The 21,491-nt window shown below is 66.9% G+C and carries 22 protein-coding genes; 14 read left to right on the plus strand and 8 right to left on the minus strand.

Going from position 1 to position 21,491, the window contains the following annotated elements; translation table 11 throughout:
* Positions 1–10 precede the first annotated feature (10 nt).
* The 3 genes from ACEL_RS05860 to ACEL_RS05870 all read left to right on the plus strand — a co-directional run bounded on the left by ACEL_RS05860 (position 11) and on the right by ACEL_RS05870 (position 3,223).
* Positions 11–322 (plus strand): metal-sulfur cluster assembly factor, encoded by a 312-nt coding sequence (locus tag ACEL_RS05860; protein WP_011719975.1) that lies wholly within the window; start codon positions 11–13, stop codon positions 320–322.
* A gap of 305 nt (positions 323–627) precedes the next feature.
* Positions 628–846 (plus strand): helix-turn-helix domain-containing protein, encoded by a 219-nt coding sequence (locus ACEL_RS05865; protein ID WP_011719976.1) that lies wholly within the window; start codon positions 628–630, stop codon positions 844–846.
* Between the two features lie 430 nt (positions 847–1,276).
* Entirely contained in the window at positions 1,277–3,223 is a 1,947-nt protein-coding gene (locus ACEL_RS05870; RefSeq protein ID WP_011719977.1) for an ABC transporter ATP-binding protein, read from the plus strand.
* A 15-nt stretch (positions 3,224–3,238) separates the two neighbouring features.
* Here the strand turns inward: ACEL_RS05870 and ACEL_RS05875 are convergent, their stop codons facing one another.
* A complete protein-coding gene (locus ACEL_RS05875) occupies positions 3,239–5,122 on the minus strand; it encodes a glycoside hydrolase family 15 protein (RefSeq protein WP_011719978.1) in 1,884 nt (627 codons plus the stop codon).
* A gap of 151 nt (positions 5,123–5,273) precedes the next feature.
* Between ACEL_RS05875 and ACEL_RS05880 the strand changes: the two genes are divergently transcribed.
* A complete protein-coding gene (locus ACEL_RS05880; RefSeq protein WP_011719979.1) occupies positions 5,274–5,612 on the plus strand; it encodes a hypothetical protein in 339 nt (112 codons plus the stop codon).
* A gap of 6 nt (positions 5,613–5,618) precedes the next feature.
* On the opposite strand, the gene nadA is transcribed toward ACEL_RS05880, so the two are convergent.
* Positions 5,619–6,599 (minus strand): quinolinate synthase NadA, encoded by a 981-nt coding sequence (nadA, locus tag ACEL_RS05885; protein WP_011719980.1) that lies wholly within the window; start codon positions 6,597–6,599, stop codon positions 5,619–5,621.
* Positions 6,589–6,960 (minus strand): DUF3099 domain-containing protein, encoded by a 372-nt coding sequence (locus tag ACEL_RS11490; RefSeq protein ID WP_049751416.1) that lies wholly within the window; start codon positions 6,958–6,960, stop codon positions 6,589–6,591. The genes nadA and ACEL_RS11490 overlap by 11 nt, the downstream gene beginning before the upstream one ends.
* A 93-nt stretch (positions 6,961–7,053) precedes the next feature.
* Between ACEL_RS11490 and ACEL_RS05895 the strand changes: the two genes are divergently transcribed.
* Positions 7,054–7,266, plus strand: a complete 213-nt coding sequence (locus ACEL_RS05895) for a dodecin (RefSeq protein WP_011719982.1) — start codon at positions 7,054–7,056, stop codon at positions 7,264–7,266.
* A 30-nt stretch (positions 7,267–7,296) separates the two neighbouring features.
* Here ACEL_RS05895 and ACEL_RS05900 read toward each other — a convergent pair whose 3' ends face one another.
* The 3 genes from ACEL_RS05900 to ACEL_RS05910 form a co-directional block, all read right to left on the minus strand.
* Positions 7,297–8,715 carry a metallopeptidase TldD-related protein gene (locus ACEL_RS05900; protein ID WP_011719983.1) on the minus strand — a complete coding sequence of 473 codons (1,419 nt, stop codon included), beginning with the start codon at positions 8,713–8,715 and terminating at the stop codon, positions 7,297–7,299.
* 1 nt (position 8,716) lies between these two features.
* Positions 8,717–10,234, minus strand: coding sequence for a TldD/PmbA family protein (locus tag ACEL_RS05905; RefSeq protein WP_011719984.1), 1,518 nt, complete (start codon positions 10,232–10,234; stop codon positions 8,717–8,719).
* A gap of 136 nt (positions 10,235–10,370) precedes the next feature.
* Positions 10,371–10,757 (minus strand): STAS domain-containing protein, encoded by a 387-nt coding sequence (locus tag ACEL_RS05910; RefSeq protein ID WP_011719985.1) that lies wholly within the window; start codon positions 10,755–10,757, stop codon positions 10,371–10,373.
* Positions 10,758–11,025: 268 nt separating this feature from the next.
* Here ACEL_RS05910 and fabG point away from each other — a divergent pair, with 268 nt between their 5' ends.
* The 6 genes from fabG to ACEL_RS05940 all read left to right on the plus strand — a co-directional run bounded on the left by fabG (position 11,026) and on the right by ACEL_RS05940 (position 15,968).
* Complete coding sequence (gene fabG, locus ACEL_RS05915) at positions 11,026–11,730, plus strand: 3-oxoacyl-[acyl-carrier-protein] reductase (protein WP_011719986.1); 705 nt, start codon at positions 11,026–11,028, stop codon at positions 11,728–11,730.
* Positions 11,730–12,497: an enoyl-ACP reductase FabI gene (gene fabI / locus ACEL_RS05920; RefSeq protein ID WP_011719987.1), complete on the plus strand. Its 768-nt coding sequence runs from the start codon at positions 11,730–11,732 to the stop codon at positions 12,495–12,497. Before fabG ends, fabI begins: the two co-directional genes overlap by 1 nt.
* 323 nt (positions 12,498–12,820) lie before the next feature.
* A complete protein-coding gene (locus ACEL_RS05925; RefSeq protein WP_049751417.1) occupies positions 12,821–13,528 on the plus strand; it encodes a transglycosylase family protein in 708 nt (235 codons plus the stop codon).
* A 163-nt stretch (positions 13,529–13,691) separates the two neighbouring features.
* On the plus strand, positions 13,692–14,552 hold the full coding sequence (locus ACEL_RS05930; protein WP_011719989.1) for an ABC transporter ATP-binding protein: 861 nt from the start codon (positions 13,692–13,694) through the stop codon (positions 14,550–14,552).
* Between the two features lie 24 nt (positions 14,553–14,576).
* Positions 14,577–15,008: an NfeD family protein gene (locus ACEL_RS05935; protein WP_011719990.1), complete on the plus strand. Its 432-nt coding sequence runs from the start codon at positions 14,577–14,579 to the stop codon at positions 15,006–15,008.
* A 3-nt stretch (positions 15,009–15,011) separates the two neighbouring features.
* On the plus strand, positions 15,012–15,968 hold the full coding sequence (locus tag ACEL_RS05940; protein ID WP_011719991.1) for an SPFH domain-containing protein: 957 nt from the start codon (positions 15,012–15,014) through the stop codon (positions 15,966–15,968).
* A 41-nt stretch (positions 15,969–16,009) separates the two neighbouring features.
* Here the strand turns inward: ACEL_RS05940 and ACEL_RS11495 are convergent, their stop codons facing one another.
* Positions 16,010–17,329 (minus strand): lytic transglycosylase domain-containing protein, encoded by a 1,320-nt coding sequence (locus tag ACEL_RS11495; protein ID WP_238378011.1) that lies wholly within the window; start codon positions 17,327–17,329, stop codon positions 16,010–16,012.
* Positions 17,330–17,352: 23 nt separating this feature from the next.
* Here ACEL_RS11495 and ACEL_RS05950 point away from each other — a divergent pair, with 23 nt between their 5' ends.
* Entirely contained in the window at positions 17,353–18,120 is a 768-nt protein-coding gene (locus ACEL_RS05950) for a sulfite exporter TauE/SafE family protein (protein WP_041835492.1), read from the plus strand.
* A 233-nt stretch (positions 18,121–18,353) separates the two neighbouring features.
* Here the strand turns inward: ACEL_RS05950 and ACEL_RS05955 are convergent, their stop codons facing one another.
* Positions 18,354–18,566, minus strand: a complete 213-nt coding sequence (locus tag ACEL_RS05955) for a hypothetical protein (RefSeq protein ID WP_011719994.1) — start codon at positions 18,564–18,566, stop codon at positions 18,354–18,356.
* A gap of 282 nt (positions 18,567–18,848) precedes the next feature.
* Between ACEL_RS05955 and ACEL_RS05960 the strand changes: the two genes are divergently transcribed.
* Both ACEL_RS05960 and ACEL_RS05965 read left to right on the plus strand, forming a co-directional pair.
* Positions 18,849–19,673 carry a TrmH family RNA methyltransferase gene (locus tag ACEL_RS05960; protein WP_041835493.1) on the plus strand — a complete coding sequence of 275 codons (825 nt, stop codon included), beginning with the start codon at positions 18,849–18,851 and terminating at the stop codon, positions 19,671–19,673.
* Positions 19,674–20,139: 466 nt separating this feature from the next.
* Positions 20,140–21,462: a GGDEF domain-containing protein gene (locus ACEL_RS05965; RefSeq protein WP_011719996.1), complete on the plus strand. Its 1,323-nt coding sequence runs from the start codon at positions 20,140–20,142 to the stop codon at positions 21,460–21,462.
* The last annotated feature ends 29 nt before the right edge of the window (positions 21,463–21,491 follow it).

Raw genomic sequence — 21,491 nt, forward strand, 5'->3', positions numbered from 1 at the left:
GTTGTCCGCGATGCCCGCGACGGAGGAGGACGTCAAGGAAGCGCTGTACGACGTCGTCGACCCCGAGCTCGGTATCAATGTCGTGGATCTCGGCCTGGTATACGGCATAACGGTCGACGACGACAACGTCGCGGTGATTGACATGACGCTCACGTCCGCCGCGTGCCCGCTCACCGACGTCATCGAAGATCAAGCACGGGTCGCGCTCGACGGTCTGGTCAAGGACTTTCGCATCAACTGGGTGTGGATGCCGCCGTGGGGTCCGGAGCGCATCACCGACGAAGGCCGCGAGCAATTGCGTGCTATGGGGTTCAATGTCTGAGCCGACGCCGCAAACCGTGCACTGTGGCGGACATTTTGCGTCGACACGCCGGGCGACCTGGATACCAAAACGTTCAACTGATTTCGTAGGGTGAGCTCAAGACCACGGCCGTGGTGACGTGCCTATGGCCGTGGAAGTCCCGTCCAACCGGAGGTTTTCCACGGTGGTCACCGCGGAATGATCACCTGTGCGGCGGTCGCTGCGACCCGGTCAAAAAGCCGACCTTGTGGAGTAGCGAACACGCGCATTATGGGTGATCATCGGAAGAGGACCACCGACCGTTCGACCGAGAAGGGGTAAGGACCGTGGCCGACACCGTCAAGAAGGGAAGCCGGGTAACCGGCAGCGAGCGGGAGCGGCTCGCCGCTGAACTGCGCAAGAAGTACGACCAGGGTTTGAGCATTCGGGCACTAGCCGAACAGACCGGAAGGTCGTACGGCTTCGTCCACCGCATCCTGACCGAATCCGGGACTCAGCTGCGGGGACGCGGCGGCGCAACTCGCGGCCGGTCCCGTCAATCCTGAGCGTCTTGAGCTCGGCAGCTTCGGCGGGCTGATGGTGCAACCGCCGAAGCACGCCGAGCCGAGACGGGGTTCCCGGTGTAGACGACCGCCCGGTTCGGCCCTGTCTGCACGGCCGGTCCGGGCGATATCGGTTCGGGTACGGAGAACAACGGGGGCGGGCGCGGCGAAGTCTTGCGTCTGGAAGCGCCGCGTCTGGTTGACAAGCGGTTTGCCTATGCCAGCACGGATCTGATCGACTGCAGCGGCGAGGCGCGGACGATGCGGCTCGCGGCGGAGCGGTGACGAAGACTCCGCGAGATTACCGTGATCGGGCCGGCCTCGTCGGTCAACCGCGGCTTCTGCGGCAAGCCGCGGCGTTGGGTCGTCGGTGGGAATGTGAACGCCGGTAGCGCATGCTGTACATGGCAAGGCGACCGGAGGAGTTTCCCGTATGAGCATGCTCGGCGGCGTCGGCGGAATGGGCGGCGCATGGCATGGCATGCGATCGTTCATGCAAGATCGCTCGGTGGTGAACAAGCGGCTCGCGCCGGGCACGATTCGCCGGATCATCCGGTTCGCCAAGCCCTACCGCTGGCTAGTGATCACGCTTGTCACCCTGCTCGGGGTTGACGCCGCGCTGGGCTCGGTCAATCCGTTGCTCTTCCGCGAAATCATCAACAAGGGAGCGCTCGGCCACCGGCCGGGACTGGTCGTCGTCCTCGCCCTGGCGGTTGCCGCGATCGCCGTCGTGGACGCCGGGCTCATGCTCGTCGAACGCTACTTCTCCGCCCGGATCGGCGAAGGCTTGATCTTCGACATGCGGTCACGGGTGTTCGGCCACGTCCAGCGGATGCCGATCGCCTTCTTCACCCGGACGCAGACCGGAGCGTTGATCAGCAGGCTGAACAACGACGTCCTTGGGGCCCAGCAGGCATTCACGTCCACTCTCTCCAGCGTGGTGAGCAACCTGCTCAGCGTCGGTTTCACCCTCGGGGTGATGTTTGCGCTCTCCTGGCAGATCACCCTGGTGGCGCTTGCACTCCTGCCGATCTTCGTGGTGCCGGCCCGCTGGTTCGGCCGGAAACTGCAGGCCATCACCCGCGAGAGCTACAACCTGAACGCGGCGATGAACACGATGATGACCGAGCGGTTCAACGTCGCGGGCGCCCTGCTGGTCGCGCTCTTCGGCCGCCGGGAGGAGGAGGATGCCACTTTTCAAGCCAAAGCCGGCCGGGTCCGGGACATCGGCGTCACGCAAGCCATGTACGGCGTGGTCTTCTTTGCCTCGCTCATGCTCGTCGCGTCGCTGGGAACCGCGCTGGTCTATGGCTGGGGTGGGTGGCAGGCTGCCGTCGGCCGGTTGGACGTCGGGACTGTCGTGGCGCTGGGTGCGTACCTCACCCGCCTGTACGGGCCGCTCACCGCGCTGTCCAACGTCAATGTGTCGATCATGACGGCATTGGTGTCCTTTGAGCGGGTCTTTGAAGTGCTCGACCTTCCGCTGGCGATCGCGGATGCCCCAGGCGCGGTCGAGCTTGACCCGCAGCAGGCACGGACCATCGAGTTCGATCACGTGACGTTCCGGTATCCCGCCGCGAGCGAGGTCTCGCTTGCCTCCCTGGAGTCGGTGGCCGTGCTGGACGCCAAGCCGGGTGAGATCGTCCTGCGTGACGTGTCGTTCCGCGCGGAACCGGGACAGCTCGTCGCCCTGGTCGGTCCTTCCGGGGCCGGCAAGACAACGATCGCATCGCTGGTGCCCCGGTTGTACGACGTCACCAGCGGCGCGGTCCGGGTCGGCGGAATCGACGTCCGGAACGTGACGCTTGCCTCGTTGCGCCGGGTCGTCGGCGTCGTGACGCAGGACAGCCACTTGTTCCACGACACCATCCGGGCGAATCTGCTCTACGCGAATCCGCACGCGACCGAGGCGGAGCTCATCGACGCGTGCAAGGCGGCGCAGATTTGGGACCTCGTGTCGTCGTTGAAAGACGGCCTCGACACTGTGGTGGGGGACCGCGGCTACCGGCTCTCCGGCGGGGAGAAGCAGCGGCTGGCCATCGCCCGGTTACTGCTGAAGAAACCGAGCATCGTCGTGTTGGACGAAGCGACCGCCCACCTGGATTCCGAATCGGAAGTCGCGGTGCAGCGGGCGCTGAAGACGGCCTTGTCGGGACGGACGTCGCTTGTGATCGCTCACCGGCTCTCCACCATCCGGGACGCGGATCTCATTCTGGTCATCGACGAGGGCCGGATCGTCGAACGCGGTACGCACGAGGAGCTGCTCGCACGCAACGGGCTCTATGCCGAGCTGTACCGCACCCAGTTCGCCGCGTCGCCGCCCCTGGACTTCGCGGCATCCGGCGAACCGGACGCCTCCGAGATCGCCGGCCTGCGGTAAGCGTGCAACACCCCGTTACCACTCACCGAAATTCGCGGCGACCCGGCTGAGCACCTGCGGTATGCTGCGCAACCGGCGCCACGCTCCGACCGTGTATTGCTGAGCACGGTTGTGAACCGGGCCGGTCTGACCGGCGAGGTTGCACGCCGTATTGACGATTCCGATGTGGCTGTAGGCCTGTGGCACGTTGCCCACTTGCCGCCGGCGGGCGACATCCCATTCCTCGCTCAGCAGGCCGAGGTCGTTGCGGAGGGAGAGCAGCCGTTCGTAAATCTCCCGAGCCTCGGCCGTCCGGCCGGCAAGGCACAGTGCGTCCGCCAGCCAGAACGTGCACGCGAGGAAGACTCCTTCCTCGCCGGCCAGCCCGTCGATGCCGGTGGTGTCATTCGAGGTGCGATACCGGCGGACGAGGCCGTCCACGACGAGCTCCCGCTGGATTGCTTCGATCGTCCGGAGCACCCGTTCATCCTTGGCCGGCAGAAATCCGTACGCGGGGATGAGGAGCAACGCAGCGTCGAGTTCGCGCGAACCGTACACCTGCGTGAAGCAACCGAGTTCCGCGTTGTAACCGTGTTCCAGGACGTCGCGGGAAATCTCGTCCCGCAGTGCTTTCCAACGGTCGACCGGGCCGGTCAACCCCCACCGTTCCACCCCGCGGATCACCCGGTCGACCGCAACCCAGGCCATCACCTTCGAGTGGGTGAAATGCTGAGGGTCGCCGCGGATTTCCCAGATGCCGTTATCCGGATCCCGCCAGTGTCCTTCAAGAAAGTCCATGACGACACGCTGAAACGACCAAGCCTGCTCGTCCGGAGCCAATCCCGCCGTCCGGGCCAGGTCGAGCGCGTCCATCACCTCGCCATAGACGTCGAGTTGGAATTGTTCGGAGGCGGCGTTGCCCACCCGGACCGGCCGGGAATTCTCATACCCGGCGAGCCACGGCACCTCGTACTCCAGCAGCCGTCGTCGTCCGTCGATGCCGTACATGATCTGCATGTCTTTCGGGTCACCGGCTACTGCGCGAATGAGCCACTCCCGCCACGCCTTCGCCTCCTCCTCATAACCGGCGTCGAGCAATGCGTGGAGGGTCATCGTCGCATCGCGCAACCAGCAGTACCGGTAATCCCAGTTCCGGCTGCCGCCGATCTGTTCCGGCAGTGACGTCGTCGCCGCAGCGACGATCCCGCCGGTCGGCCGGTAGGTCAAGGCCTTCAGCACGATAAGCGAGCGAACAACCGCTTCGTAATAGGGACTCTCACGGTCAAACGCGTTGCGGGATATCCATTTCTGCCAGTATTTCTCGGTGTCCCGAAGGGCGCGCGTGGGATCGGGACTGCGCGGCGGCGGCCAGTGCGACGGATTCCACGTGAGCGAGAACGCCAGCCGGTCGCCCGAGACGACGGTGAATTCTGAGACCGTCGAGAAGTCCACGCCCTTTGTCGGCACAGGTGAGCGGAACCACAGCGCATCAGGGCCGGCGATCGCGCCGAGGACGCCGTCGTGGCGGGTCACCCACGGGACGATGTGGCCGTAGTCGAACCGGATGCGGAGCGTGCTCCGCATGGGGACCCGGCCGGACACTCCCTCCACGATGCGGACGACGTCCGGAAGCTCGTCACGCGGAGGCATGAAGTCGATGAGCCGAACCGTGCCCTCCGGTGTGACCCACTCGTGTTCCAGGATCAACGTGTCGCCGCGGTATTGCCGGCGCGTGGCGTCACCACCAGCGGCCGGCGCGATCGTCCAATGGCCGTTCTCTTCGTCACCGAGCAGCGCCGCGAAGCAGGCGGCGGAGTCGAACCTTGGAAAACAGAGCCAATCGATCGAACCACCGCGGCTGACCAGCGCAGCGGTATGCATGTCGCCGATCAGACCGTAGTCCTCGATGGGTCGTGACACGCTGATCCCACCTCCCAAGACGGTGCGTCCGGTCGCCTGCGCGCCGGGCAGTCGTCGGTGCGGCCGCGGCCGGTGCGACGACCCGCGCGCGGGTGGCTCTCATCCTTCCGTACCCTGGAACCAACCCGCAAACAGGTTGCGAAGGGGAATCGTGAAACGCCGCGTGGCGGCAGCCGCTGTTATTGCCCTCGGGTGCATGCTCGCCTCCTGTAAGCAGACCGCCGGCCTGGCCCGCCAGGAGCTCGTCGTGCAGTTCCGGCCCGGTGCCACTCAGGCCGACCACGAGCGAGTGTGGCGTGCCTGCCCAGGCGGTCCACGCATCGTCCGCGAACCGCTGGACACCACGAGCAGCTACGCCGCAACCCTCCTGAACAACGTGCGGTATCGCGTTGACACGGCGTCGAACTACGACCTCGCCCAACTGATCCAGTGTCTGCAGCGGGATCCGAGCGTCGCCGGTTATTCCATCACCGGAGGCGATAACCAGTGAAGCGGCTTATTCTCCGCCGCGGGAGGGTGAGCCGATCTGGATCATCCGTTCGACGCTGCGCCGCGCCCGAGCGGCGATCTCGGGATCGACGTCCACCTCGAAGACGCCGTCGCGCAGGCTGCGGAGGAGCTTCTCCGGCGTAATCATCTTCATGTACGGGCAGACGGCCCGGTCGGTGATGGGCTGAAAATCCGTGCCGGGCGCGCGTCGGCGAAGCTGGTGCAGGATGCCGGTCTCGGTGGCGACCAGCACCCGCCGCGCCTGGGTCTGCTCGGCGTACGCGACCATGCCTCCGGTCGAGAGGATCTTGGTACGCTCGCGGGGCAAGTCGCCGGCGCCGGCCAGGTAGAGGGCAGTCGTCGTACAGCCGCACTCAGGGTGGATGAGGATGTCGGCATCCGGTTCGTCGGCGATCCGGCGGCGCAGCTCGGCCGGGGAAATCTCGGCGTGCACATGACATTCGCCGGCCCACACGTCCATGTCACGGCCGGTCACCCGCCGGACGTGCGCACCGAGAAACTGGTCGGGAATGAAGAAAATCGGCACGCCCTCCGGAATGGAGCGGACGACGTCAGCGGCGTTCGACGACGTACAGCAGATATCGGACTCCGCCTTGACCTCAGCGCTGGTATTGACGTACGCCACGACGACGCCGTCCGGATGAGTGGCTTTCCACGCGCGGACGTCGTCCGCGGTGATGCTCGCCGCTAGGGAGCAACCCGCCTCCGGTTCGGGAAGCAGCACAGTCTTGTCAGGGGAGAGAATTTTGGCCGTCTCAGCCATGAAATGCACGCCGCAGAACACGATGACGTCGGCCGGGTGTTCCGCCGCGACCCGCGACAACGCCAGGGAATCGCCGACGTGGTCGGCGACGTCTTGAATTTCCGGCAGCTGGTAGTTGTGCGCGAGAATGACGGCGTTCCGCTGATCGGCAAGCCGGCGGACTTCGGCCGCCCACGACGTCATGACGGCAGGTTCAGCGGTCATTGTCCATCCGATTCGTTGTCGCTTCGGGTAGGTGTGCGTTCATCGGTGAATCGCGGTCAGCGTCATCATGCCGGCCGGTGGACGGCGAAATCTGCCGGGCCTCCTCCGATCCGGCGGCACGCCCACCCTCGCCCGGCCGGAGGAACAGTGGCTCTTGCTCGTCCCGGGACGGCCCGGCGTTCGCCGCCACAACGGCGAGCCATGGCAGGGCGACGCCGGCGACGATAGCCACCAACCGCATCCAGCCGTGAAAAACGAAGATGGCGAGGACGACGGCGGCGGTCCGCACGGCCATCGAGAACACGTACCGGCGGAATCGATGTGACAACTCGACCGAGTGCGGCGGACGCGCCGTCGTCACCAGGGGCACCGGCGTGCGATGCGAGCGGCCCCAACCTGTCACGCTTTTCACCGTACCGACTGGTACGCCCATCAGCGGATGCGAGGAGGGACCATGACGGACCGAACCTACCGGATCACCGAGATTGTCGGCACGTCGCGAGAAAGTGTCCAGCAAGCAATTCGCAACGGCATCAAGCGCGCGGCACAGACGCTGCGCCACCTGGACTGGTTTGAGGTCACGCAGATCCGCGGAAACCTGATCAACGGTGAGGTCGACCACTTCCAGGTGACCCTGAAGGTCGGTTTCCGGCTGGAGGATCCCTGATCCGCCCAGTCTGTCAGGACGCCCAGTCTGTCAGGACGCCTGCGAGACCGTGCTCATGTTGAAGTCAGCGACCCGCAGCGGCGGCATCGCGGTACGGGTGAAGTAGTCGTTCCACTCGCGGGGGAGACACGGCACCGTCCCTCCGCCTTCCGTCACGCGTGCCAGCAGGTCGACCGGGCTCTCGTTGAACCGGAAATTGTTCACCGCGGCGACCACCTCGCCGTCCTCGACCAGATACAGACCGTCGCGGGTCAACCCGGTGAGGAGGAGGGTCTGCGGGTCGACCTCGCGGATGTACCACAGCGACGTGACGAGCAGACTGCGCCGGCTCGATGCGATCATTTCCGACAACGTCGCTTGCCCGTCGGCGTGCGTGAGGATGAGGTTGTCGATCGCCGGCGTCACCGGCAGCCCGGTGAGCCGGGCCGAATAGCGGGTCTGCAGCAGCGCCGCGAGCCTGCCACGGTCGATCCATGCGGTCGGGCCGAGCGGAAGGCCGTTGTCGAAAACCGAGCTCTCCCCGGTGGACGTGTGCGCGATGACAAACGGCTCGCATTCCAGACCAGGCTCGAACGGATCGCTCCGCAGGGTAAGCGGTACGCCGGTGAGCTGGTCGCCGACACGGGTGCCGCCGCCCGGCTTGCTGAAGACCGTACGACCGTCATGGGCGTCCCGCGCACCGGCCGACCAGTACAGGTAAATCATCAAGTCCGCGACAGCCGTCGGGGGGAGCAGCGTCTCGTACCGGCCGGGCGGAAGCTCGATCGACCGCTCAGCCCAGCCGAGCCGCTGCGCGATGTCGGCGTGCAGAGCGGCAATGTCGACGTCCTGGAAGGTACGGGTCCCGGCCGCGACCCAGGCCGACCGCCGGTGGTCGGTGGACCGGCCGGTCAGCTCGATCTTTCCGGTCGGCTGGTCGTGCCGGAGCCGCACACCCGTTGACGTCGCCAGGTACGTCGTGCGCATCTGATGCTCGGCGAAGCCGAACAGCAGCCGGCCCTCCTTGTCCGCCCGGCTCAGCTCCGCGCCGAGCCCGGCAACCAGGTCGGTGAAGACACCGCCGGACGTCTCATGCGGAGGTTCGGACCAGGCGGGGGAATTCCGGTCGCCGGGTTCGACGAGCGGCGCGGCGTCCTCGGCTGGAGTGCTCGACCGGGCGGCGCCGACCGCGGCGTCCACCAATTCGGTGACATCGGTGTCGGCGGTGACGCTGCGGGAAACGACACCCGCGGCGATACCGGTGCCGGCGCCGTCGTGCTGCGGCACCGTCGCAATGACCGTAATGCGCCGTTGCCGGGTGACGCCGTTCGTCGTCAGCGTGTTATTCGCCCAGCGCAGATTCGCGGAACTGTCCTCGTCGACCAGCACAATGCACCCGTCGACGTCGCAGGTGCCCCGCGCACGCTCGAGAATCGTCTCGGCGGCGTCCTGCGGCGAGAATGCGGCCATGTCACCGGCCTCCTTCCTGGACGGTATTGAGAATCCGGACGCCGCGGAACAACGCGCTGGGACAACCGTGACTCACCGCTGCGATCTGACCCGGTTGACCTTTCCCGCAGTTGAAGGCGCCGCCGAGAACGTACGTCTGCGGTCCGCCGACGGCTTCCATCGCGCCCCAGAAATCGGTCGTCGTCGCCTGGTAAGCGACGTCCCGGATTTGCCGGGTGAGACGGCCGCCACGAATTTCGAAGAAACGCTGCCCGGTGAACTGGAAATTGTACCGTTGCATGTCGATGGACCAGCTCTTGTCACCGACGATGTAAATGCCCCGGTCGACCATCCCGATGAGCTCCTGCGTCGACGGCCCGTCCGGCGCCGGCTGCAGGGAGACGTTGGCCATCCGCTGAATCGGCATGTGCGCGGCGCAATCGGCGAACGCACACCCGTTGGAGCGCGGAAATCCCTTGAGCCGGGCGATCCGCCGGTCGAGTTGATATCCGACGAGAATTCCGTCGCGGATGAGGTCGAACTGCTGGGCGGCGACTCCCTCGTCGTCGTACCCGATGGTGGCCAGGCCATGGACGGCGGTCCGGTCGCCGGTCACGTGCATGATGGGCGACCCGTACCGCAGCGAACCGAGTTTGTCGAAGGTGGCGAAACTGGTGCCTGCGTAGGCGGCCTCGTATCCCAGTGCTCGATCGAGCTCCGTGGCGTGGCCGATCGACTCGTGAATCGTGAGCCAGAGATTGCTCGGGTCGATGACCAGGTCGTAGCGGCCGGGTTCGACGGACGGCGCAACCAGTTTCTCGGCCAGCCACTCGGGGAGTTGGGCAAGTTCGCTCTCCCAGTCAAAGCCGGTGCCGGTGAGGTACTCCCAGCCGCGGCCGGCCGGTGAGGCGATCGTGTCCATCGTCTCGAACCGCCCGGTGGTTTCGTCGACCGCTACCGCCGTCAGGGTCGGCATGACCCGAACCCGCTGCTGGATCGTCGACGTACCGGCGGTATCCGCGTAAAACTTGTTCTCCAGCACCTGCGCGACACCGGCGTCCACATGGTCGACATGCGGTGACGCGAGAAGGCGGCGGCTGCGCTCGGCGAGCAATTCGATTTTCTCGTTGTCCGGCACGCTGAACGGATCGACCTCGTACGCCGAAATCCATATCGCGTCGCGATAGACCGGCTCCGGCGCCAATTCAACCGGTTCACGGTTGATGGCCTTGGCGGCGCGGGCGATTTCGACCGCCCGTCCGGCGACCGCGCGGGCCGCCTCCGGGGTCATGTCGACACCGGCGGCGAAACCCCATGTCCCGTCGGCAATGACCCGGACCGCGAACCCGATGTCCTCGTCGTCGATCCGGCCTTCCAGCCGGCCGTCCCGCAGCCGGAGGTGTTGGCTGCGAATGCGCTCCACCCGAACGTCGGCATGCTGCGCGCCGAGGCGACGCGCCTCATCGAGGGCGGCGTCCGCCAATCGCGTGAGGGGCAGCGCGAGGAAGGCGGGTTCAATGGCGCGATGGTCGGCAGGCATCGGCGTCCCTCCCGGTAGCGGTTCCCCCGCCACCTTAAGACCGGGCGGAAAGACCGCAAACGCGCCACTGCCCCGCCGGGTGCGCGGGCGGCGGGGCAGTGGGTCGGGGACGGCGCAGAGGGGTGCCTGCCTGCCGCTAGCAACCGTCCCCTGCGACCGTCAGAGCCGCCCTTTCTGCCCGCCCCCCTGGACCGGGCAGAAGTGGCAGCAAATCGTGGACGGCGAAGTATCGGGCTGTCTCGGCCAGCGCCGGCGACATTGCGGCGAATTGCAGCCGGCCGCCGGTCTGCTCCGCCCAGGACACGGCCGCGACGAGGATCGCAAGCGCGCGTTCATGCACTTCGGTGACCCGGCTCGCATCGACGAGGACGTCATCACGCCCCTCGGGACGTTCGGTGAGGAGAGCGGCACGAAGTTCGGGGAGGCTGGCCGCGTCAAGGGATCCACCGAGCCGGACGACGATGCCGTCGGCGAGAACGGTGGTGCTGACACTGCCGAGGCTGTCGGCGGTCATGGTGGTCATGACGACCTCCAGGGAGCGAGACCACGGTCCGATGCGATGACATCCTTTGCATCGGGCGGCCGGGGAGGCTCCAGCAGACCCGGTTGGCGCGATTTGCACTCCGCCGGCGGGCGGTCCCCCCTCCCGCCGGCCAGCCAAGGGCGGTTAGGCCGCTCGGCGCAATGCCGGCCCGCGCCGGTGGTCGTCGGAGCGCGGAACGGCTGTCCGGTACGCTGCGGTCGCCGGCTGTCGCCGGTGAACCGTCCTTGAGCCGAGGGAGCGAAGCGCCGTGGCCCGATGCGTTCTCGTCACCGGCGGGTCTCGCGGCATCGGTCTGGCCATCGCCCAGGCGTTTGCCGCGGACGGTGACCACGTCGCCGTCACCTACCGGAGCTCAGAACCCCCAGCGGGGCTGTTCGCCGTCCGTGCCGACGTGACGAACAGCGACGAGGTCGAGAAGGCCTTCGATGCGGTGGAAGCGGAGTTCGGTCCTGTTCAGGTGCTCGTCGCCAACGCCGGCATCACCCGCGACACGCTGCTGTTGCGGATGACCGAGGACGACTGGCGCACAGTGCTGGAGACGAATTTGACCGGCGCCTACCGGGTGGCGAAGCGGGCGGTGCGCAGCATGCTCCGTGCCCGCTCCGGGCGGTTGCTGTTCATCTCGTCGGTGGTGGGCTTGCTCGGCTCGGCCGGGCAGGCCAATTACGCGGCGACGAAAGCAGGGCTCATTGGTTTCGCCCGCTCACTCGCTCGTGAATTCGGGTCCCGCGGCATCACGGCGAACGTCGTCGCGCCCGGTTTTGTCGACACGGAAATGACGCGCGTTCTCGGGGACGAACGGCGTGCGGAGATTCTCAAACAGGTGCCGCTGGGCCGATACGCCACGCCGGAGGAGGTCGCCGGTGTGGTGCGATTCTTGGCCAGCGACGCCGCAAGCTACATCACCGGAGCGGTCATTCCGGTCGACGGCGGATTGGGAATGGGGCACTAATGGGAATTCTTGACGGCAAGCAGCTTCTCGTCACCGGCGTCCTCACCGACGCGTCCATCGCGTTTCACGTTGCTCGGTTGGCCCAACTGGAGGGCGCTGAGGTCCTGCTCTCCTCCTACGGGCGGGCGTTCCGGCTCACCGAGCGCATCGCCGGCCGATTGCCAAAACCTGCGCCGGTCATCGAGCTGGACGTGACAAATGCCGAGGATCTCGCCGCGTTGCCCGACCGGGTGCGTGCGCATCTGACCCGGCTGGACGGCGTCGTGCACGCGATTGCCTACGCACCGGAGGGTGCGCTCGGCGGGAAATTCCTCCAGACGCCCTGGGAGGATGTGGCGACCGCCTTGCACGTGTCGGCGTACTCGCTCAAGGCGCTCGCCACGGCGGCGACCCCGCTGATGGGCGAGGGAAGTTCCCTCGTGGGCTTGGATTTCGACGCTTCCGTGGCGTGGCCGCTGTACGACTGGATGGGGGTGGCGAAAGCCGCCTTGGAATCCTGCGCCCGCTACCTGGCGCGCGACCTCGGCCCACGGGGAATCCGGGTCAATCTGGTATCCGCCGGCCCGGTTCGCACGGTGGCGGCGAAGGGCATTCCGGGTTTTGAATCGCTCGCGGCCATCTGGACGGAGCGTGCGCCGCTGTCCTGGGACCTCTCGGACGGCGAGGCCCCGGCGCGGGCCGTCATTGCGTTGCTCTCGGACTGGTTCCCGAAGACGACCGGGGAGATCGTGCACGTCGACGGCGGGGTGCACGCAGTCGGCGCGTAACGCTCCGGCTGCCGCCCACCTGCGTGGCGCACTGACCGCGTACGCCAGAGCGTTTGGCGCATCAGTCTCCGGCTGCCGCCCACCTGCGCTGTCCACAGCACGCTGCCGCAGCCGCCCACAACTTTCGCCATCACTGGCTCGCGCGGGGCGTGACGGCGTTAGCGTCACGAGGAGCTAGGTCAAGGAAGGGCGCCGACGCTCCGAAGCCGAAGTGACGGAGGTGGGAGGCAATGGGCGCACATCGCTACCGTGGACCGCGACACGCGCGGCCGAAGGGACCACGCCACGCCAAACCGGCGCCGCCAAGCGTCGCCGGGCGAACCGTGGCGGCTACCGGCTTCGCAGTGGCCATGCTCACCGGGGAGCTCGCGAGCGCGGCTTCCGCATCAGCGGTGGGCTCCGACGTCTGGGCGGCGCTCCGCATGTGCGAATCCAGCGGCAACTACCACATCAATACCGGCAACGGCTACTACGGCGCATACCAATTCGACCTCCGGACCTGGCGCGGCCTGGGATACTCCGGGCTTCCGTCGGACGCACCGCCGGCGGTACAGGATGAGGCGGCCCAGCGGCTCTACGCCCAGCGAGGCTGGCAACCGTGGCCGGCGTGTTCCCGAAAGCTCGGACTCGTCGACGACCGGGCAAGCCGAAGCGCGAACCGGCCCCCGCTCGACCCGCCGCAGGGAGTCGACCCTCCGCAGGGAACGGACACCGCGACGGCGGAGGTGGTCCGCGCCGCAGCGCAGGACACCGGACCGGCCGTTCGCAGCGGTCCCGCGGGTCCTGCGCCCGTTCCGCGGCTGCCATGGAACGGGCACTATCTCACGGTCCGCGATGTGTATCAGGTGCGGGACGACGTCCGGCTCTTCCAGCAGGCGATGGTCGCCCACGGTTACCACATCGCCGTCGACGGCCGGTACGGACCGCAGTCCGCTGCCGCCACCACAGCATTCGAACGCGCGCACCACTTGCATGTTGAGGATCCCGGCGTCGTCGGCCCGCAGGTGTGGGGGGCGCTGTTCGGAACGTGAGCCGCGGCGCCGAGCCGTGACCGGTGCTCCGCACAGCTCCCGCTCGCCGAGGGCGGTGCCGCCGGGGAGTCCCAACGACCAATGCCCGAGCTGCCCCAGCCCTCTGGCTCGGCGGCTAGCCGTCCCACCATGCCACCAAGCGGCTCGATAGGTTCGTGCCGACATGGTTGAGGTCTGGCATGCGGTACGCGGATCGGCCCACGATCCGGCGCTCTTCGGCGTCCGGGTCGCGGAATCCGCCGGCGACGTGGTGGTCCGGCTGCGCAGCGCGTCCGTCGTCCGGGGCGGAGCGACCCTGCTCGCCGACATCGACTGGGAAGTGCGCGGCGGGGAGCACTGGGTCGTCCTCGGGCCGAACGGCGCGGGCAAAACGACCCTGCTCAAACTTCTTTCCACCCAGTGGCACCCCACGACTGGCGAGGTCGAGGTTCTTGGCGAACGGATGGGCGCGGTCGACGTCTTCGAACTGCGGCCCCGAATCGGCTTCTCCAGTGCCGCACTCGCCGATCGCCTCCCAGCCGGCGAACGGGTACGCGACGTCGTGCTCACCGCCAGCTACGGCACGATCGGCCGCTGGCGCGAACAGTACGACGAGGCGGATTTCGCCCGGGCGCACGCGGTGCTCGCCCGTCTCGGTGTCGGTCATCTCCGGGACCGCCGATACGGAAGCCTCTCGGAGGGGGAGCGCAAGCGGGTGCAGCTTGCCCGGGCGTTGATGAGCGACCCCGAATTGCTCCTCCTCGACGAGCCGGCGGCCGGCCTCGACCTCGGCGGCAGAGAGGACCTGCTGGCACAGCTGGCCCACCTGCTGCAGTCCCCAACCGCGCCGGCCACCGTCCTGGTCACGCATCATGTCGAGGAAATTCCCCGGGGCATCACCCACGGCCTGCTGTTGCGCGCCGGCCGCATTGTCGCCAGAGGACCGTTGACCGAGGTTCTCACCGCGGCGAATCTTTCCGTCACGTTCGCGCGCGACCTGGTAGTGGAGGCACACGACGGCCGATTCTTCGCGCGCAGTATCTGACCCCGGGCCGCGTATCATCAAGCCATGCCCATGTGGCTGATCTGGACCATTGTTGCTGTCGCCTGCGCCGGCGCCGAGGCCCTCACGCTCACCCTGATCCTCGGGTTCATCGCCGCAGCGGCGGCACTGACCCTCGTCGCCGCAGTTCTCGGCGCGCCCATCGTCGCGCAGCTCCTCGTCTTCGTCGGGAGCGCCGCCGCCCTGCTGGGTGTGGTGCGTCCGATCGCCCGAGCGCACTTGTACACCCCGCCCGCATTACGGACTGGTGTCGACGCGCTCGTCGGGCAGCGGGGTCTGGTCGTGGAACGGGTCGACGCCCACCACGGTCAAATAAAGATTGGCGGGGAATTATGGAGCGCCCGGCCGTATGTCGACGGCCAGTGTTACGAGCCGGGCACGACGGTTGAAGTGGTCAAAATCCAAGGTGCAATTGCATTGGTTTTTGGAACGGAGTGAACCATGCCTGCGGCTGTCATCGCCCTTATCGTTATTGCCATCTTCGTCCTCATCGTGCTCGGCCGATCGGTGCGGATCGTGCCGCAGGCCCGCGCCGGAATCGTTGAACGACTCGGCCGCTACCACCGCACCCTTGCACCCGGGCTCAACGTCGTCGTGCCGTTCATCGACCGGATCCGGCCTCTCATCGACATGCGGGAGCAGGTCGTCTCTTTCCCGCCGCAGCCTGTCATCACCCAGGACAACCTGGTCGTCGGCATCGACACCGTCTTGTATTTCCAAGTTACGGACGCAAAAGCCGCAACCTATGAAATAGCGAACTACATTCAGGCGATTGAACAACTCACTGTCACGACGTTGCGGAATGTCATCGGCGGCATGGATCTGGAAAAGACCCTCACCTCACGGGAGGAGATCAACGCCCAGCTCCGCGGCGTCCTTGACGAAGCCACCGGCAAGTGGGGAATCCGCGTCAACCGGGTCGAATTGAAATCGATTGATCCGCCGCTGTCCATTAAGGATTCGATGGAGAAGCAGATGCGTGCGGATCGGGACAAGCGCGCCGCGATTCTGCTTGCCGAGGGACAGAAGCAGGCCCAAATCCTAACCGCGGAAGGGGAGAAGCAGGCCGCGATTCTCCGGGCCGAAGGTCAGGCGCAGGCGGCGGTCACGCAGGCCCGTGCCGAAGCCGAGGCGCAGGCGCTGCGGGCCAACGGCCAAGCCCAAGCCATCGGGACGGTCTTCCGCGCGATTCACGAGGGAAAGGTGGACCCAGATCTCCTGGCCTACCAGTACCTGCAGGTATTGCCGCAAATCGCGCAGGGTGATGCGAACAAGGTGTGGATCGTTCCGAGCGAAATCAGCAAGGCGCTCGAGGGTGTCGGCAATCTTTTCGGCCGAGCCGCCGCGCCGGGCAATCCCGACGGCGCCGCCGCTCAACGGACCACAAGCCCGGAGTGACGGAGCCGGCGCGTCCGAAGTGACGCAGGTGGCCCGCCTGCTCAACGTATTTTCGCGGCAATCGCCAACACGAGCTGGACGTACCACTCCGCGTGGTTGTAATTCCACAGTGCGGCCTGCAGTCCCGCCTCGCCTTGTCCGGCGCCGTTCGCACAGAGGTAGCGGGCGGCGGTGAAGATGGCATCGGCCGGATTCCAGATGTCGGCCTTGCCATCGCCGTTTCCGTCGGTGGCATACCGCGCGAAGGTGGCCGGGAGGAATTGCATCGGACCCAGCGCACCCGCGGCGGAAACCATCGTGCCTTGGCCGTGATGGCTCTCGACCTGCCCGATCGCCGCAAGCACCTGCCACGGTAGTCCCGGGCAGGTCTTGGCAGCGGCCTGATACCAGGCGCGGTACGCGTCCGGTATCGGTTCAGCAACGGCATTCGCGGCCGCATCGACGCCGGCCTGGTCCGCGGCGACCCGGACGGCGGCAAGAGCCGCCGCGGCGGACTCCCACGCGGCAAGCGCGCGGGCCCGGGCGGTTGCCGCATCGAGAATGGCCTGCGCACGATCGAGCAATCCCTGCAGAACGAGGTAGCGCTGCTGAATGGTGGCCGCATTGTCGAGCTCAGTGTCGATGGAAGCCTCATCGGCGTCCAACCGCTGCTTGGCCGCGGACGCAAATTGGCGGGTCGTCTCGGCCCATGCCGCCTGCCGGCTCAACACGCCTGACACATAAGGGAGATGCCGCAGATCCGGGGGTACACCGGTGGTCAGCAAGGCGGCGTAGATGCCGAGCGGTCCGCCTGCTTCGTAAAGCGCGGCTATCCCGGCGGCGTACGTAGCGGCGGCCTGGTCCGCTTGCGCCTGGAGAGCCTCATACACCCTGCGGTCCGCCACAGTCGCTGAGACGCTGCGGGCCACTCCGTCAAGGGCGGCTTCGTACGCCGCCAAAGCAGCTGTCACCTGCGGCTGCAGCGCCTGCACCTGAGCGGCAATGGCTGCCGCCTCCCGTTGCGCTTGAGCGGCTGATTCGGCGTCCGCCGCGGTCGGAACGAGGAGCGGGGAAAGGGCAAGGACGCAGGCGCCGGTTGCAAGCCAGCGCCTCGCACGATGACCCAGCTCCCCGCCAATCGGCACGTAGGCAACGTCGGCGTTGATCCGGGATGCCTTGACGCCACACCGGACGCCGTCCGCCGGCGCTCGCGACCCGGACGCCGACGCTGTCGGCGCAAACCGCCGCCCGGCCGCGGCGTCCACCCGGGCACATGGCGCTATCGGCGCAACCGCGCCGTCCGCCTCGCGGCCGTGGTGTCCACCCGGCTGGGCTGCCCGGGCGCAACCGCCCGCCGCCTGCTTCCGCCGTCCGAGCGACACCCTATGCTCGTGCCGTGCCGGCACTGAATCTGCTCAATGTGGCCGGCGTCTTCGGTGCGGGAATTGTTGCCGGAACAGTGAATACCATTGTCGGGTCCGGTTCGCTGCTCACTTTCCCCGTTCTGCTTGGCGTCGGCCTCTCGCCTCTTGCCGCGAACGTGACCAACACGGTCGGCTTGGTGCCTGGATCGGTGAGCGGCGCCCTCGGTTACCGGCGGGAATTGCGTGGTCAACGACGCCGCTGCCTGCGGCTGGCCGTCTCCTCGCTAATCGGAGGATGTGTCGGCGCGGTTCTGCTCCTTGTCTTGCCAAGCCGATCGTTCGAGCGGATTGTGCCGTTCCTCGTGCTTATGGCGTCCTTGCTGGTTCTCGTCCAGCCGCGGTTGGGCAGAATCGTCGCCCGGCGCAACTCCGCACGCGGACACGATCCGCAGCGAACCGATCCCATCCTTGACACCACGAACGGACTGACCGCCGTCTACGGCGGCTATTTCGGTGCAGCACAAGGCGTGATATTGATGGCGTTGCTCGGCATCTTCGTCCCCGAGGATTTGCAGCGTCTCAACGCTGTCAAGAACGTGCTCGCTGCGCTGGTGAACGGTATCGCTGCACTGCTCTTTGCGTTCTTTGCCCCGGTGGCCTGGTGGTTTGCGCTCGTCGAGGCCTTGGGGGCTGTGGTTGGCGGGCAACTCGGCGCGGTCGTCGGCCGGCGCATCCCGCCGCGCCTGCTCCGCGCGGTCATTGTCATCGTCGGATTGGTTGTCGCGGCCAAGCTCTTCGCCTCCTGGTAAGAGCCTGGCCGAAACGCTGGCGTACGCCGGGCAGAGTCGGCACCAGGAGTTCCGCCACAGCTGCCGAGGGCCGTGCCGGCACCAGGAGCGTCGCCCGAGCTGCCGAGGGCACGGCTTCTCGCAGCCCAGCTTCCGTCGGCCGGAATGACCGAGGCCTACGTGCCAAGCGCCGAGCGTACCGCGGCTGGCTCGTGACGAGCCAGGCGTACCGCGGCCGACTCGTCATGAGCTCGTCAATAGGGACGCCGGCCACCGATCGCCGTACGAATCAAGGCAAGCAGCACGATCACGATCGCCGCAGCGATGATCAACGCGCGAACGAGCGTGCTGAAGAGCAGCGCCAGCGCCATCCCGACGACAAAGCCGCTGCCGAACCATGCCACGGCGCCCCGCACACCGCGCATCAAACCACCGCGGCGGCGGGAGAAGAGGTCCAGATCATTCATGGAAGTTCTCTCACTACGGTCAGGAGGAGGCCGGAGGTAGGGCGGATGCCGGCGAGACGCTCTTCGCGATCTGCCAGCGCCCTTTCTTTACGGTACGCGATTGACCGGCGCCGCGCCGGGATGGACGCCGATCCGTCGCTGTCTGCCAGGGAAGGTGCGGCCCGCCTGGAGTGACCGGGCTGCAGCGTCGCCATGGACGCCGATCCGTCGCTGTTGCAGCGTCCGCACAGGCTCGATCCCGCCCCCGCCAGGCCCGGACCCGTGGTGCGGCATCATGCGGGCGTGGCAGAGGTCGTCCCGATCTACGATCCCCAGGATCCGCGGCTCGCCGATTACCGGGCGCTGACCGACGTCGAGCTGCGCAAACGGGTTGAACCAGCGCACGGAATCTTCATCGCCGAGAGTGCTCTGGTCATCCAGCGGGCGCTGGCCGCCGGGTATCGGATGATCTCCGCGTTCGTCTCCGACCGCTGGCTGGATGAGCTTGCCGACCAGTTGTCCAGCGTCGAGGCGCCGGTGTACGTCGGCGCTCCAGAGGTGCTGCAATCGGTGACCGGCTTTCACGTCCACCGAGGAGCCCTTGCCGCATTCGCTCGGCGTCCGCTTTCGTCGGTCGAGGAGATCCTGCGCACGTCGCGGCGGATCGTCGTCCTTGAAGACGTCAACAACCACACGAACCTCGGCGCCGTCTTCCGGTGCGCGGCTGCGCTCGGCATGGACGGCGTGCTGCTGAGCCCCCGATGCGCGGATCCGTTGTATCGGCGCAGTGTCCGGGTGTCGATGGGCGCGGTCTTCGCGATCCCGTACGCGCGCTTCGACACTTGGCCTGATGAGCTGACCGGCGTCTCCGCTGCTCAGTTCCGTCTGCTTGCCCTGACCCCTGATCCGGCCGCAACCGACATCCGGACCCTTCGGGTTGCGGCCGGTGAGCGGATCGCCCTAATGCTCGGTGCTGAAGGCCCGGGGCTGTCGAAACAGGCACTCGACCGGGCGGAGCTGCGGGTCCGCATTCCCATGCACGCCGGGGTGGACTCGCTCAACGTTGCGGCAGCCGCGGCGATCGCGTGTTTTGTGGTCGGCGAGCCGGCGCCGCCACGGCTCGACTAAACGGAAGGGGCCGCCGAATCGGTGGGGGGGACGATCCGGCGGCCCGGTCTAGTGAGGCTCCGCCATCAGCCGGAGCGACGTTCTCTTCAAATCCACGTCGTGTCGCGCATGGCCGCCTCCCTTCGCGCACTCCGGGCTCCCGGGTGCCTGCGAAGGCGAGTCGGCTCGCCATCACCTATCTCGGCACCGCGTGAGCCGAACTAAAAACCGATCAAAGCACCAAAAACCGACAAGTGTGCGAGATACGCCACATCTAGTAACGACAGCTAGATTCGCGGCGAATAGAACATGCGACACGAGACGACATCAGATCGACTCAGCAGACAACGGAGGGTGCGAAGGGGTAGGCTCGGCTCACCAACCAACCGCCGGCCAACCTGCGACCGGCTGCGGTTGGACGTTCGGCGGGGGATGGGCGTTCACTAGGGGTGGTGCGGTGGCTCGAGCCCTTGGGAGTCGTCGCCGGGTGACCGTGCTCCCTCGCGCATGGGCACTCGCGACCATGCCCCGGCCGGCTCGGCATTTCGTGCTGGCCGTGGACGCGCTCTACCTCATGGCGCTGATCGCCGGCGGCATGCGCACCAGTTTTCGGACAACAGATCTGGTCACGGCCGGCGTCCTGACCGGTTTGGCGATTGTCAGTATCGAGACGTCGCTGCGATTCGTGTGGCATCGGCCGCATGGCGGCGGAAGCACCAACGATTTGCTCGCGGTCTGGACGCTCCCGGTCGCTCTTCTGCTCCCGCCGCTGTACAGCGCTCTCGTCGTCGTACCGGTGCTGTTGTTCACGCAGGTGCGTGTCGTGCGCCGCGCTCCGGTGAAACTGATTTTCAGCATCGCGTCCACCGGGATTGCCGGCTTCGTCGCGGCAAGCGTGCACGAGGCATATTTCGGGTCGGGCACTGTCTGGACGCCGGAGACGTTGGTCGGTTCACCCCGTGCGCTCGCCGCCACCGCGAGTTGCGTGCTCGTCCGGTACGTCGTGAATCTGCTGTTGGTTGGCCAGGTGGTCGCTCTGACGAAACCGAAAACCTCGCCGTTCGCCCTGCTGAAAAACCGGGAGAATTTGGGTATTTCCGCAGCCGAGGCGTGCACCGGCGTGCTGGTCGCGTTGGCATGCGCGACCGCACTGTACGCCGTTCCACTCGCGATTCCACCGGTACTTGTTTTTCAACGTACCTTGCTCATCGCGGAACTCCGGCACGCCGCCCGAACGGATCCGAAAACCGGTTTGGCAAACGCCGCGTACTGGCGTGAAGTCGCGGAACGTGAGATCGCGCGGGCGCGCAGCGGCGGCGAGTCCGTGGCGATTCTTCTGGTGGATGTGGACCACTTCAAGGCGGTCAATGACCGTTTCGGCCACCTCATCGGTGACGACGTGCTCCGCGCGGTCGCCGGCGGCCTGACCCACGGCTTGCGGCCGCGGGATTTCGTCGGACGGTTCGGCGGTGAGGAATTCGTTATCCTGCTGGCCGGTTCGGATCTCGAACAGGCGGCTGTGGCGGCGGAACGTGTCCGGCAACATATCGCGCATTTGACCGTGGACACGCCGCTGCACGGCGATCCCGTCAGCGTAACGGTCTCCGTCGGGGTCGCTGCGTTCCGGGAGAACGGCCACTCGGTCCTCGAGCTGCTGGACGCGGCTGATGCCGCCCTGTATGAGGCCAAGCGGGCCGGTCGTAATTGTGTGCGGGTCGCGACCGGTGTCCGTCAGCAGGTGCTCGATTTGACCGGCGACACCCCACGGCTCATTGATCTGCGGACCGAGCGGCAGCCGATCGTCGATTGAATCAGCGGCGCGCAACGGATGCTAACGCT

Source organism: Acidothermus cellulolyticus 11B (genome assembly GCF_000015025.1).
GTDB lineage: Bacteria > Actinomycetota > Actinomycetes > Acidothermales > Acidothermaceae > Acidothermus > Acidothermus cellulolyticus.

Excerpts from the sequence above, each read along its gene's own strand:
- ACEL_RS05900 (WP_011719983.1), bottom strand. The coding sequence starts at position 8,715 with ATGGCCGCATTCTCGCCGCAGGACGCCGCCGAGACGATTCTCGAGCGT.
- ACEL_RS05940 (WP_011719991.1), top strand. The coding sequence starts at position 15,012 with ATGCCTGCGGCTGTCATCGCCCTTATCGTTATTGCCATCTTCGTCCTC.
- ACEL_RS05955 (WP_011719994.1), bottom strand. The coding sequence starts at position 18,566 with ATGAATGATCTGGACCTCTTCTCCCGCCGCCGCGGTGGTTTGATGCGC.
- ACEL_RS05895 (WP_011719982.1), top strand. The coding sequence starts at position 7,054 with ATGACGGACCGAACCTACCGGATCACCGAGATTGTCGGCACGTCGCGA.
- ACEL_RS05870 (WP_011719977.1), top strand. The coding sequence starts at position 1,277 with ATGAGCATGCTCGGCGGCGTCGGCGGAATGGGCGGCGCATGGCATGGC.
- fabI (WP_011719987.1), top strand. The coding sequence starts at position 11,730 with ATGGGAATTCTTGACGGCAAGCAGCTTCTCGTCACCGGCGTCCTCACC.
- nadA (WP_011719980.1), bottom strand. The coding sequence starts at position 6,599 with ATGACCGCTGAACCTGCCGTCATGACGTCGTGGGCGGCCGAAGTCCGC.
- ACEL_RS05905 (WP_011719984.1), bottom strand. The coding sequence starts at position 10,234 with ATGCCTGCCGACCATCGCGCCATTGAACCCGCCTTCCTCGCGCTGCCC.
- ACEL_RS05930 (WP_011719989.1), top strand. The coding sequence starts at position 13,692 with ATGGTTGAGGTCTGGCATGCGGTACGCGGATCGGCCCACGATCCGGCG.
- ACEL_RS05860 (WP_011719975.1), top strand. The coding sequence starts at position 11 with ATGCCCGCGACGGAGGAGGACGTCAAGGAAGCGCTGTACGACGTCGTC.
- ACEL_RS05935 (WP_011719990.1), top strand. The coding sequence starts at position 14,577 with ATGCCCATGTGGCTGATCTGGACCATTGTTGCTGTCGCCTGCGCCGGC.
- ACEL_RS05910 (WP_011719985.1), bottom strand. The coding sequence starts at position 10,757 with ATGACCACCATGACCGCCGACAGCCTCGGCAGTGTCAGCACCACCGTT.